The sequence below is a fragment of the Paenibacillus sp. FSL H8-0457 genome, from assembly GCF_038051935.1.
In the GTDB taxonomy this organism is placed as follows: domain Bacteria; phylum Bacillota; class Bacilli; order Paenibacillales; family Paenibacillaceae; genus Paenibacillus_AQ; species Paenibacillus_AQ lautus_A.
Map to the genome: position 1 here is coordinate 4,606,668 of NZ_CP150293.1, position 13,290 is coordinate 4,619,957.

Below are 13,290 nucleotides of genomic sequence, written 5' to 3' on the forward strand. Positions count from 1 at the left end.
TAGATCATCTTTATCAAATTTCAGAGTATACCATATTCTCATGATCAATCTACCCATTTATGTAAACGCAATGTAAATTTTTCAGACTTGAATGCTTCGCGTGAATGTCCGCACATGCATTAAAAAAAGAGCGATCCAACTGGAGTATCTCCATGGATCGCTCTTCATATCGTTCTAATAGCATGATGCATCACCAGATGCTGACTTCTGCAGCTTTAAGCCTCCGTCTTCGTTTCGTCCGGAACGGACAGATAACCTGGCTTCGCTGCCCCAAAACCAAAGATGAACAACACCACGACAACGGCGGACAGCACCGTCAGAGGCACCTTCCACCCTCCCGTTGCGTCATGCAGGAACCCGATCAGCATCGGACCGACGGCAGCCAGCAAATAACCCAACGACTGGGCCATGCCCGATAACGCGGCGGCTTCGTGGGCCGTTTTGGTACGAAGGGTGAAGAACATCAGGGACAAACTGAAATTCGCCCCGCCCGAAATACCTACCAGCATCACCCATAGGAGATTCAATGAAGACATGCCGGATAACAAACCGGCATAACCGATCAGCATGGACAATGCAGAGATCGTTACCAGTACGCGCTGGTTCGGATTCCGGCCGGCCAGGACTGGAATGATGAAGGAAAACGGCAGGCTGACAAATTGGAGAATCGAGAGCATCCATCCTGCGGCGCCGTAATCCATGCCTTGGCTTCTCAGAATTTCTGGCAGCCAAGAGATGTTCACGTAGAACGTAAACGATTGAAGCCCCATAAATAAAGTAATATACCAAGCAAGCGGCGACTTCAGCACGCTCTGCTGCTTTCCGGCAGCCGAACTGACCTCAGCGGTTTTTCCGGAACTGCTGCGTTGGATCAGCCATACAATCATCGCCAATATGGACAAGGATCCCCAAATTAACAGGGAGCCCTGCCAACCAAGCCCGGCTTGGGTAGCCAGCGGAATGCTCACCCCCGATGCAATCGCGGCGAGCAGGTTCATCGAGGCGGAGTAGGTGCCTGTCATCAAACCGATATGGCGCGGGAAGTCCCGCTTGACCAGACTCGGGAGCAGCACGTTCCCTACGGCTATGGCCATCCCTAGGAATGCGGTACCTATCAACAGCGTATAGGGAGACGATATCGAGCGTATGCCGATGCCGAAAGTCAGCACGACCATACTCAGCAGAAGGGTTGTCTCCAGTCCCCATTTTTTGGCCATGGCCGGCGCCATCGGCGACAGTAAAGCAAAGGCTAATAGCGGCAGCGTTGTCAGCATGCCTGCCAATGTGTTCGAAATTCCCGTATCCTCTCGAATTATTCCGATCAGCGGACCTACCGAAGTAATCGCCGCCCTGAGGTTAATGGCAATAAGGATAATGCCTGCAAAGATCAACCATGTGCGCCCTGTGGAATTGGTGTTTGGATCTATCGATGTTCTTGATGTCATGACATGGACTCCTTACTTTTCATGCGATATGTAAAAATAAACTTATCCGAGTTTATCACAAACCCGGACTTTAGGCCATAGCCCCGGGAGGTCAACATCCTGGCGGCAATGTCATGTAATAACGCATGGACGCACCGAAGAGCCCTACACAACCGGGCTCCAGACATACACGGATAATTTTTGGACATCGCGAATCAATTCATTATACCGGTTCAGGATATCCTCGGTTGCAGCATGGCGGAACTGCTCAAAGATCCCCATGCACCGCAGCATCCCGTTATCGCTTTTGATTCTGATCGAATACTCGAGACTGTCCAGGATATAGGATAAACCGTGATCATACTGTTTGGCATTCAAATAGTATATCCCTAATTCGGCGAGAAGGCGGGTGTATTGATTTAATGTTACGTGTACATTAATGCTGCTAATTTGGTTTTTCTGCGGTTTGTAATTAAGATGCTGTTTAAAACGTTCAAGTAAATATTCTACATTGAACCGATATCGATTTGCTGCAAGTACAATATGACAGAGTGCCACAAAGACTTCATCTTCTTTTGATTCGATGTATTTTACATAATCAGGCAAAATGCTAAAGTCTCCAGCCAAGATGGAAAACAAGTAGCGGTTGGCTTCAGCCCATTCACTAAACTGCTTTATGACTCTACATTCATTTTCGGTAGGGTCTTTAATCCAATCAGGCCTTTCGTATAACCGTGTATAGGACAAAGCTTGTTCATAATCCCCACGTTCACCATAACTATTTTCTCGGGCTAAGTATGAATACAAGATATAAAAAACTAAAGGTTGGTTACCTATATATTCATTGTATTGATTCTGATATCTAATCATGGCTTTTGATCCCATTCTTATAGCTAAATCGTCCACTTTATCCCATTGGCCTAATGAACCATTTACATTAATTAATTCTACATATGCATCAAGTTGATACTCTTCTTCCAACCGTTCAATGTAAGGCTCAAATAGCACTACAGCCCGCCAGTTCGATTCTTGATTATCACTTAATCTTTGTAAAAAAAGACGGTAGTGACACAGGGCGAGCCTTTCAGAGTGTTGGAATTTTTCACTTTCGGCAACACATTCATATAAAACTGCCGCAGCTTTATAATTTTTTTCGTTAAATAATAATTCCGCCAATTCAAATAACATTGGGGCGTAAGTGATGTTTTCCATTGCCATTCGGGCTGCTAATTGCATACAATCCAGTTTATCTAATTCAATACATCGTTGAAGAAAAGCTCCAAGTCGTCTCCAGTCAGGGGTTGTATGAAAGATACATTCGAATATATATCTTTCATAAAAATGACCTTCACTAAATCCTATACAGGCGGTGATAAGGTCCAGTTGATTCATTGACATTGGACGATTCCCATTAAGTATGCTGCTTAAAGATCCACTGTTAATACTAGATATCTTTGCAAACTGATTAATTGTCAAACCATGTTCTTGCAAATATCTAGCTATTTCTCCGCGAATCGTGGCTGTCGTCTCCAAGTAACAACACCCCCAGAAAAATCTATAAACTTAGCATTTCCCTTTACACTTGAGGGCTCCAGGCATACACGGATAATTTTTGGACATCGCGAATCAGTTCATTATACCGTTTTAGTATATCCTCGGTTGCAGCATGGCGGAACTGCTCAAAGATCCCCATGCACCGCAGCATCCCTCTGTCACTATTGATATTTATCGAGTACTCCATGCTGTCAACGATATAAACTAAACCACGGTTAAACTTTTTGGAGTTCAAATAGTATATGCCTAGCTCGGTAAGGAGGCGAGCATGTTGATTCATCGTAACTTGCTCACTTACCTTGCCTAGTTGATTTCGTTGTGGTTTATATATTTGATACTCCCGAAACCGCTCTATAATATAATCGATGTTGATGCGATGTCGATTAGCTGCTACCACAATATTGCATAAGGCCGGAAAAATTTCATCAGTTCTAGATTCAACATAGTTTACATATTCAGAAAGAGCGTCAGAATGTCCAGACATTAACCTATATAGGTAACGATTCGCTCTCGCCCATTCTTTAAACTGTTTAATAATTATTATTTCCTGTTCTGAGGGTGTCTTTATCCAATCCGGGTTCTCATACAGGGACAGGTAACTTAATGCTTCTCCAAAGTTTCCAGATTCACGACAGACACTCGCCAGAATGAGATATGAATAGAGTATGTAAAAAACTACAGGCTTTTCCTGTTCATCATTCATGATTGCAGTGTTTAAGTTATTCTTATATTGCAGTCTTGCTATTTGACCCATTTTTTTAGCTAGGACTTCCACAGTATCCCACCGTAGAAGTGAAATGTTCACATTAATAAGTTTTCTATATGCGTCTAATTGGTAATTTTCATCTAGCCTATTGATATATTGCTCAAATGATACTGCCAGTTTTAAGTTATCATCCACGTTATCACTTAACTCCACCATAAAAAGACGATAGTGACATAGTGCAAGCCTTTCTGAATGCTGGAATTTTTCACTTTCGACCACACATTCATAAAGCAATGCAGCAGCTTTATACTTTTCTTCTTTAAAAAACACCTCTGCCATTTCGAAAAGCATTGGTACGTAATTGATATTTTCCAACGTCATTCGTGCAGCTCTATGCAAACAATCCAATTTATCCAGTTCAGCACACCGTTCAAGAAAAGGCCCAAGCCTCCGCCAATCCGGAGTGGTACGAAAAATACTTTCTGTTATGTAAAGTTCATAGAAGTGCCCCTCTTCAATCTCCATCCCTTTGGTAATCCGGTCTAACTGGTTCATAGACATGGGACGATTACCATTCAAGATATTACTAAGTGTTCCGCTGTTGATGCCGGATATCCTGGCGAATTGGTTAATTGTCATACGATGATTCTGCAAATACCTTACTATTTCTCCGCGAATCGTGGCTGTCGTCTCCAAGTAACAACACCCCCAGATGGAAAACCAAATATTAGTAATTAAATGCTATTATTTTATAACATTAGAATCAACCATTTTTAAGAGGTAAATTTGAAATAAATAGTTTAGATTCCTTCCTCACTTCAATGATCAAGATAGAAATAAAAGATGACTTCAGAATATCCGAAGTCATCACACATTATGAGATCATCTTCTATAAAATTATGTAGATAGCTAAAAGCAAGCATAAAAAACTTAAGTTGTTCCTATTCCATGATTACTTAAAGACTTCATCATTTCATTATTAGGGATATTACTTTCTGCATTTACAATTAAACTTGGAGTTGCAATCGTTAAAATAATGCTACAGAGGATAAAAAGAGAAGCCAATCTTCTTTTCATTAATGTATTCACCTCGCTAATTGATTTTATCGCATTTTTTGTTCAATATAGTGGAATACGACGAAACTTCGCATATATTCACGAATTACGCCTTGTATAATTGTAATAGAATCTACCAGGCTTTCCAAGATAATTATGCTACATTATGATAACAAAAATCTAGACTGAAGATTAAGATAAGAGATTTTCTTAGTTAATACTTAAGGGCAAGACCTATTTTTTCTTCATTCAACTTCTGTACTTCACATACTAATTTTCTATATTTTTGTTGTAAGTCAATTGTAGAAAACTCTCGGAATTGTTCAAATAATGCCATACATCTTAACATTCCATTGTCATTGTTTATAGCTATTGATTGCTGTAAACTTTCTAAAATAAATTGTAAACCTTTTTCAAAGTGCTTTAAATTCAAATAATATATTCCCAATTCTGTTAACAACCTTGTATATCGATCAGCAGTAATTTGTTGAATAATTTCCCCTATATGATTACGTTGCTCTTTGAATTCAATATATCCCTTAAATCTTTCTAGAATATGGTCAACTTGCAGTTGATATCTATTTGCAGCAATCATGATATTACAAATTGCAAGAAATATTTCGTCTTCTTTATCAGCAATGTAATTTACATATTCAGAAAGAGCTCCGTTATTTCCAGCCATTAGTTTATAAAGAAATCTGTTTGCTTCCGCCCACTCATTAAATTGATTAATAATACGACGCTCTTCTTCATTTGGCTGTTCTTTGAGCCATTCCGGTTCAGAATACATCGAAACATATTCCAATGCTAAATCAATTTCTCCACGTTCATAACAAACAGTGGCTTTTACTAAGTATGAATATAACATATAGAAAACAACTGGTTTCTTCCCACTAACTTCTTGTCCAACCCTTCCTACTTCAAATTGATACTGAATTGAGGCAATTCTTCCCATCTTATGGGCTAACTCTTCAACTTTGTTCCACCTATTTAACGATACATTTAAGTTAATAAGCTCTTTTAGCGCATCCAATTGATACACTTCATCTAAACGATCAATATAAGGTTCGAAGTATACTGCTGCCCGCGAATTCATTTCCTGATCATCCGTAAGCCCGAGCGTAAACAACCGGTACTGACAAAGGGCCAGCCGCTCCGAATGCTGGAATCTTTCGCTCTCAGCCACACTCCTGTAGAGCAGCACGGCCGCCTCATGCTTTCCCTCTTTGAAAAAAAGCTCGGCTGTTTCAAAGAGCAGCGGGGAGTAAGAAATATTATCCATCGTCATTCGGACAGCCTTGTCCAAACAATCCAGCTTCCCCAGTTCCGCGCACCTGTGAAGAAACGGTCCCAATCGACGCCAATCCGGCGTAGCATGAAAAATACACTCATCTATGTACAACTCGTAGAAATAACCCTCTTCCAGACCCATGCCTGACGTAATTCGGTCCAGTTGCTGCATGGAAATCGGGCGGTTCCCATTCAGAATGTTGCTGAGTGTGCCGCTGTTGACCTCCGATATTTCAGCAAACCGATTAATCGTCATTTCGTTCTTATGTAGAAACTCTTCCATTTGTTCGCGAATCGTGGCTGTCATTTCCAAGCTAACACCACCCTCCAGGATCAGAACCCAAATATTAGTATATTTCTCTATACAGTAATCATATTAATTAATATTCCAGCGGTCAATACTTATTTACGTCATTTTTTTACATAAAATACCCAATAAGATTTAAAAATCCCAATTTCCTTGTAAATCCTATTCTATTTATATATCGTCAAATGAAATGACACTATGAGAAAAAGCGCTCCGAAATTTTCGGAAGCGCTTTTTTTGATGAATTCTATGAAGAACTTTCTAATCAATCTTCAGTCCAAAAATTCCTTGTCTTGAAGTAAAATTTTACCCCAGCACCAAACGATCATCGGACAGCTTATGGCCGCTAATCTGCTCAAATTCCCCAAGCAGCTGCTCCACCGTCAGGGATTTCTTGCGCTCTTCGTCCACATCCAGAATGATGCGCCCCTTATCCATCATAATGAGACGATTGCCAAGACGGATGGCTTGCTCCATGTTATGCGTGACCATGAGCGTGGTCAACTTCATGTCGCGTACGATGTCATCGGTTATTCGGGTAATCAGCTCCGCACGAGCCGGATCGAGCGCTGCCGTATGTTCATCGAGCAGCAAGATTTGCGGCTGCGTGAAGGTTGCCATTAGCAAGCTTAGCGCTTGACGTTCTCCTCCCGACAGCATTCCTACTTTGGCTCGGAGCCGATCCTCAAGTCCAATGCCAAGCCGCTCTAGATGTTTGCGGAATCCGGCCCGCTTGGATGCTGTAACGCCTATGCTGAGCCCGCGGGACTGGCCGCGACGATATGCCATCGCCAGATTCTCTTCAATGGTCATATGCGGCGCCGTGCCCGCCATCGGATCCTGAAATACCCGGCCGATCCAACGGCTGCGACGGAATTCCGGCAGATGGCCGATCGAAGTGCCGTCAATGCGCACTTCACCCGCATCCGGCTTCATTACCCCGGAAATGATATTCATTAGCGTGGACTTGCCCGCACCATTACTCCCGATAACCGTCACGAAATCCCCCGACTTCAAGCGAAGATTGATATCCATCAAGGCGATTTTCTCATCCACCGTCCCCGGGTTAAACAGCTTGGACACATGGTTCATTTCCAGCATCAGAGGGCACCTCCTTTGGTCTTCCCTTGCGTAGCTAACAGTTCGGTTGAGCGCCTCCGTGCCTGTGAACGCTGCTTCATCGCCCGGTTGATGGTCGGAACCACGAGAGCGATAATGACGATGATCGCCGTGATCAATTTTAAATCCGAAGCTTCGAGCCATGGAATCTCATAAGCAGCGGCAACGACAATCCGATAGATAATCGAACCGCAGACGACAGCCAGCGTCGTCCGGAATACCGAGCCGGTTCCAAGAACGGCTTCGCCGATAATAACGGATGCCAAACCAATGACAATCATTCCAATACCGGAGCCGATGTCCGCAAAACTGGATTGCTGGGCAACCACTGCTCCGGATAAGGCCACCAGCCCGTTCGAGATGCTGAGTCCCAGAATGGTTGTTGTGTCCGTGTTGGCACCAAAGCTGCGGATCATCCGCTTGTTATCGCCTGTCGCGCGCAGCGCAAGACCAAGATCCGTCCGGAAGAATGCATCCAGCAGCAGCTTGCCGATGATCACAATCACTAACATAATATAAATCGGATCGATCGATCCGAAGATATTCGCTTCCTGGCTCAACGATATATTAGGCTTGCCCATGATCCTCATATTGATCGAATACAGCGCAATCATCATAATAATGCCCGACAGCAAACCGTTGATTTTACCCTTGGTGTGCAGCAGGCCTGTACAGATACCGGCTAACATACCTCCGGCAAATGCGGCAAGCGTGGCAAGCCATGGGTTCACACCGTTGGTAATCAGAATCGCTGCAATCGCTGCGCCTGTCGTAAAACTTCCATCCACCGTCAGATCCGGAAAATCCAGAATCCGGAACGTAATATACACGCCAAGTGCCATCAGCGCATACAGCAGCCCCAATTCAATCGGACCATCCAGCCTCATCACGAAATCCAGCATGTCATGACCTCCTTAAGGATTAAGAAGTAAGGCGCGGGCTGTTATCTCCGCGCCTTACCGTTACTCGATGATGTTGTTGTCCGGGTCCTTGACTTCTTGTTTCATGGCGTCGGTCACTTCAATTCCATATTCAGCCGCAGCCTTCGTGTTCAGGATCAGATCCAGCTTATCCGGCTTCGTGATTTCCATGTCCGCCGGATTTTTGCCGTTTTTCAGGATCTCTACGGCCATCTGTCCAACTTGATAGCCGTGGTCGTAATACTTAAAACCAACCGTTGCAAAAGCTCCCTTCTCCACCGTATCGCGGTCACTGGAAAAGAACGGTATTTTGTTTTTTTGTGCTGTCTGAATAATTGTCTCGACTCCACTTACCACGGTATTATCCAGCGTGATATAAAAGGCATCGACTTTACCGACTAGCGATTCCGCTGCTTGCTTCACTTCCGAAGTATTGGTAACGGCAGCTTTCACAAGCTCGATTCCATGCTCCGAAAGCACCTCTTCTGCCGTGTTGGCCATAACAACCGCATTTGCTTCTCCTTCATCTAAGACCAAACCAATCCTCTTAACATTTGGAAAATGAGTATTTACAAAATTCATCAATTGTTTGGTTGCTTCCGGGTTCGTGTCAGATGCCCCGGTGATGTTGCCCCCTGGTTTCTTCAAATCGCTGACCAGCTTCGCATCGAGCGGATCTGTTACAGCTGCGAACAAGACCGGCTTCTCCTTCACGTTCTGCGCCACAGCCTGTGCCGAATCGGTTGCAATTGCGATCACCAGATCCGCTTTCGTATCCTTCAACTTCTGTCCAATCGAGAGGTTGTTCGCCGGGTCACCTTGTGCATTGTTGTAATCAATCTTCAGCGTTTTGTCATCCTCCGAAATTCCAGCGTCCTTCAATGCTGCCAGAATGCCTTCCCGCGTTGCATCCAAGGATGGGTGCTCTACGATCTGAGAAATCGCAATGCTATAGGATTTCTTCTCTGCTTCTCCGCCACTGCCAGTTTGGGTCGCGCCGCCTTCCTGCTTGTCCCCGCATCCAACAGCCGTAACCAGCAGTGCGGAGAGTGTAAGTGATAACCACATTTTTCTCTTCATCATGAATCCCCTCTCAATTTGTTAACCGTTTTGCTTTCCAAACCATAATTTTCTACATAAAGCGACAACGCTTCCCCGCTTTCATAGACGAAAGCATTAAAGTCAAAAAACAGGTCGTTCCTATTGAACAACGGTCTATTATGAACATTTTATATGTACCCAATTGTATTCGTCAATCAAGATTTTCTAATGGAGGATGCTTTCCATAAAGAACATCCCCGGATGTCACACATCTCCGGGGATGCCAGTATAACGAAACCATATTTATATAGTAGAAAAAATCTTAAAATTACCTCTACAGAATGGAACGGCCCTGCATGGTCGCAAGCCACGCATCTGCCATAAGAGCATGCCCTGCCGGCGATGGATGCACGCCATCGGGCGCCCAATAACTCATCTCTATCTTGGAGCTGGCTGCAGCAAAAATGCCGTCGAGCGGAACGTACAGCGTCTCAAATTCTCGCGACAATTCGCGAACGGCCTGAATTTTGGGATCCAGATCTTCTCGCCATTCCTTCTTCGCTTCCGTAACGGGCAGCAGGAAGGGCTCCATGAGAATGAAGCTCGCGCCGGTCAACTCGCGGGTTTGGATTAGCAGCTCCCTGTAGCCTTCATAATAAGCTTCCACGGACGTGGTTTCGCCGCGATTAAATCTCCTGCCGGTTTCATTGATGCCGACCAGGATGGATACCCATGTCGGATCCAGATCGATGCAATCTTCCTCCCAGCGCCCCCGCAGATCGACGACCCGGTTGCCGCTGATTCCCCGGTTTACAAAACGCAGCCTTTTCAAAGGCAGCTCCATACCAACCCGGGCAGCAGCCATCAGCGCGTATCCATGCCCCAAACTGTCCGACTCCTCGTAATTTCGCCCGCAATCGGTGATGCTGTCGCCTTGAAACAATACGAGTGCATTTTGCTCGATATGTACCATGCTGTTCAACGCCTCCAATAATGAAAGTGTTCACCTGCTCACCCCTTCATCATAACCGCTTTCAAGCATTCGTGAAACCCCTTAAATTCACATATCATGGCAAACTTTCTATACATTTAAGTTGACTATGTGGAATGAATTCACTACAATTCTATAGGTATACGTATGGCTGAATCTTAAAAAGAACAGGTGATTAAATCATGTCAGAGCAACAGAACTATCAGATCCTTCTCTATTATAAATTTGTTCAAATCCCGGACCCTGAAGCGTTCAAAGACGAGCATCTGCAATACTGCAAAGATCTCGGGCTCAAAGGACGCATCCTGGTTGCCTCCGAAGGCATCAATGGTACGGTATCCGGTACGGTTGAACAGACTGAGCAATATATGCAGGATATGCACGCCAATCCGCTATTTGCGGATATGGTGTTTAAGATTGACCCATCCGAAGGGCATGCCTTCAAAAAAATGTTCGTGCGTCACCGCGAAGAACTCGTTACGTTCCGTGTCGAGGATGAACTCGACCCTAACGTGATCAGCGGAAAACGCCTATCGCCCCAGGAATTCTTTGAACACTTGCAGCGTGATGATGTCATCGTCATCGACGGACGGAATGACTATGAGTACGACATCGGTCATTTCCGCAATGCAATAAGACCTGAGGTGCAATCCTTCCGGGAGTTTCCGGAATGGATTCGCGAGAACCTGAGCGAGCACAAGGATAAAACCATCCTGACTTACTGCACAGGGGGCATCCGCTGCGAGAAACTGACCGGATTTATGCTCAAGGAAGGCTTCAAAGATGTTGCCCAGCTTGAGGGCGGTATTGTCACCTACGGGAAAGATCCTGAAGTACAGGGCCGTCTATTCGACGGAAAATGTTATGTGTTTGATGAGCGCATTTCCGTTCCGATCAATCAAACGGACGAGGATGTTATCGTGGGCAAATGCCACCATTGCGGAAAGCCCGAAGATCGGTATATCAACTGCGATAATGACGCTTGCCACCTGCAGCATGTGTGCTGCGAAGAGTGTGAGGAGCTTCATCATGGCTGCTGCTCAGCGGAGTGCGAAGAAATTGTTGCTGCAAGCCACAACGCTTCCTGATTATAAATAACCTGAAGAAATAACAAGCGACCGTCCCTAACAATTGCGAGGAACGGTCGCTTATTTATTTAGAACATTTATCATTTTAGCGATATTGTCAATTCCATCACTAAATAAATCAAGAATAACATGGATGCAATACCATTTACGGATTTATAAAATCCGGTTTTGTTCTTATACAAGCTTCTAACTTTAGTTACATCCAATTCTTTTCTTAACGAGAAAAGTATTGTTGGCATTGCGCGTGAAAAACCATACAAAAAACCGAAAAGCAGCCCGACGGTTGGATCTTTAAAAAGACCAATATAGATGTACAAAATATAGAAGGTCATAAATGGTAAATACGTAAAGATCCCCGCCCCCAGAATGCTTCCCCAAACCCACATATTTCGAACCGGAGGTCCATTAACCCATGAGGCCGGGATTTGCCATTTCCGCTGTGGGACTTTTAAGTTTAAAATTTTATAATCATGCAGCATGTATAATCCGACTAATACGATCATGAATATCATTTTTAGAATGTACGGCAACCATGAGAAAACGACAAATAATAATAAAGTATACAAAAATCCTGATAGCGCGCCAGAAAGGGACGAAGCCATCAAATAGTTAGCCCAGCACTTCATTCTTGTTTTTAAATTCTTCTCACCGAGAAGACTGACCTCGAAGGTCACATTTAGCCCTCAATTTGTGCTGACTTTAGTTACGCCTGCTGTGCAAGCCAAGAATAACAATATGATGAACTCAACATATTCCAAGTCTAATTTCCCCCTTATCTTATTGTCACGGCACATCCACAATCCGATGAATATGGTCGAGTGGAGTCGTTACCGCTTAATGTACAATCACAACAAGCTATGGAACCCCAAGAATAACCTAAGCACCAGCAGCCTGTCGATTCGTAACCATGCGCATAAGAGACTTTATAACCCGTTGGACATTTGCTTGATTGTGAACTTGAACACCCTGGACAAGCTTTCCGGTTAGGAAAATTACAAGTCGCAGATTGATCGTATCCCCAAATTTGGCACCACGAGGAAGATCCATCCGCAAAAACCGGACGTGCCGAGAAAGAAACGAATGAAAGGAAAGCAGTCGAAAGAACTGTTTTTAAGAACGTTGATCGTGAAACTTTTCGTTCCAAGTTTTCAGCCATAACCTTAGTAAACCTATCAACCGATTCAAGCCATTTAATCATTTATTTTACCGTCCTTTCAGGGAGATTTGTTTCTTCAACTAACACAGATTCACCTTCAAGTGCCGATATTAAACCATGGATGTGTTCGATACCGTTGCATAATCCTTTTCCTTTGACTGTCCCATTCTCGTCTATAACAAATGCAAACGGTGTAACTCTAACCTGACAGGATGCTAGTATCTCTCTTTCTTCATCTAATAATAGTTCGCCAATCAATGATTTATCCGCTAAAAGTTTGGAAAACGAAGTCTTGTCCCCGAGCCCTACTATAACAAAGTTGATTTTTTCATTATATTTCATATAAGCTTTATTCCATTCGGGAATTAACTCCTGGCAAGGTTTGCAACCAGGCGAGATAAAAGCAATCAATGTCGGTTTATGATAAAATGAATCGATCGGTATTCTTTCATTCGAAAAATACGATTTTGCTGAAAATTCAGGCAGCTTGCTCCCGATGGATATACCGTCTCGAGTAATGGCGTCACGTGTGCCCAAATACACGGTACCAAATTGTCTATAAAGAAGAAATAATGAGAACAACATGAATAAAACAACTATCCACAAGAGCACATTAGAATAAAATAATATGTCCATAA

The 13,290-nt window shown here is 43.8% G+C and carries 12 protein-coding genes; 1 reads left to right on the forward strand and 11 read right to left on the reverse strand.

Annotated elements, in window-relative coordinates:
- Positions 1 to 215: 215 nt before the first annotated feature.
- The 9 genes from MHI43_RS20360 to MHI43_RS20400 form a co-directional block, all read right to left on the reverse strand.
- A complete protein-coding gene (locus tag MHI43_RS20360; RefSeq protein WP_036661497.1) occupies positions 216 to 1,445 on the reverse strand; it encodes an MFS transporter in 1,230 nt (409 codons plus the stop codon).
- Positions 1,446 to 1,589: 144 nt separating this feature from the next.
- Positions 1,590 to 2,957 (reverse strand): hypothetical protein, encoded by a 1,368-nt coding sequence (locus MHI43_RS20365; RefSeq protein ID WP_036661500.1) that lies wholly within the window; start codon positions 2,955 to 2,957, stop codon positions 1,590 to 1,592.
- Between the two features lie 43 nt (positions 2,958 to 3,000).
- Positions 3,001 to 4,380 carry a helix-turn-helix transcriptional regulator gene (locus MHI43_RS20370; RefSeq protein ID WP_036661503.1) on the reverse strand — a complete coding sequence of 460 codons (1,380 nt, stop codon included), beginning with the start codon at positions 4,378 to 4,380 and terminating at the stop codon, positions 3,001 to 3,003.
- A 234-nt stretch (positions 4,381 to 4,614) separates the two neighbouring features.
- Positions 4,615 to 4,761: a hypothetical protein gene (locus tag MHI43_RS20375; protein WP_155989858.1), complete on the reverse strand. Its 147-nt coding sequence runs from the start codon at positions 4,759 to 4,761 to the stop codon at positions 4,615 to 4,617.
- A 193-nt stretch (positions 4,762 to 4,954) separates the two neighbouring features.
- Positions 4,955 to 6,343, reverse strand: a complete 1,389-nt coding sequence (locus MHI43_RS20380; RefSeq protein WP_036661506.1) for a helix-turn-helix transcriptional regulator — start codon at positions 6,341 to 6,343, stop codon at positions 4,955 to 4,957.
- A gap of 300 nt (positions 6,344 to 6,643) precedes the next feature.
- Positions 6,644 to 7,438, reverse strand: a complete 795-nt coding sequence (locus MHI43_RS20385; RefSeq protein WP_015736205.1) for an ABC transporter ATP-binding protein — start codon at positions 7,436 to 7,438, stop codon at positions 6,644 to 6,646.
- Positions 7,438 to 8,358 carry an ABC transporter permease gene (locus tag MHI43_RS20390; protein WP_036661509.1) on the reverse strand — a complete coding sequence of 307 codons (921 nt, stop codon included), beginning with the start codon at positions 8,356 to 8,358 and terminating at the stop codon, positions 7,438 to 7,440. Before MHI43_RS20390 ends, MHI43_RS20385 begins: the two co-directional genes overlap by 1 nt.
- A 60-nt stretch (positions 8,359 to 8,418) precedes the next feature.
- Positions 8,419 to 9,456, reverse strand: a complete 1,038-nt coding sequence (locus tag MHI43_RS20395; protein WP_036661512.1) for an ABC transporter substrate-binding protein — start codon at positions 9,454 to 9,456, stop codon at positions 8,419 to 8,421.
- A 295-nt stretch (positions 9,457 to 9,751) separates the two neighbouring features.
- Positions 9,752 to 10,390 carry an SGNH/GDSL hydrolase family protein gene (locus MHI43_RS20400; protein ID WP_036661515.1) on the reverse strand — a complete coding sequence of 213 codons (639 nt, stop codon included), beginning with the start codon at positions 10,388 to 10,390 and terminating at the stop codon, positions 9,752 to 9,754.
- A gap of 200 nt (positions 10,391 to 10,590) precedes the next feature.
- Between MHI43_RS20400 and MHI43_RS20405 the strand changes: the two genes are divergently transcribed.
- Complete coding sequence (locus tag MHI43_RS20405) at positions 10,591 to 11,496, forward strand: rhodanese-related sulfurtransferase (RefSeq protein ID WP_015736209.1); 906 nt, start codon at positions 10,591 to 10,593, stop codon at positions 11,494 to 11,496.
- Positions 11,497 to 11,576: 80 nt separating this feature from the next.
- On the opposite strand, the gene MHI43_RS20410 is transcribed toward MHI43_RS20405, so the two are convergent.
- Together MHI43_RS20410 and MHI43_RS20415 are read right to left on the reverse strand one after the other, a co-directional pair.
- The gene (locus MHI43_RS20410; protein ID WP_036661517.1) at positions 11,577 to 12,170 is read right to left on the reverse strand and encodes a hypothetical protein; all 594 of its coding nucleotides are present in this window, start codon (positions 12,168 to 12,170) and stop codon (positions 11,577 to 11,579) included.
- 524 nt (positions 12,171 to 12,694) lie between these two features.
- Positions 12,695 to 13,288 carry a redoxin domain-containing protein gene (locus MHI43_RS20415; protein WP_036661519.1) on the reverse strand — a complete coding sequence of 198 codons (594 nt, stop codon included), beginning with the start codon at positions 13,286 to 13,288 and terminating at the stop codon, positions 12,695 to 12,697.
- Positions 13,289 to 13,290: the final 2 nt, after the last annotated feature.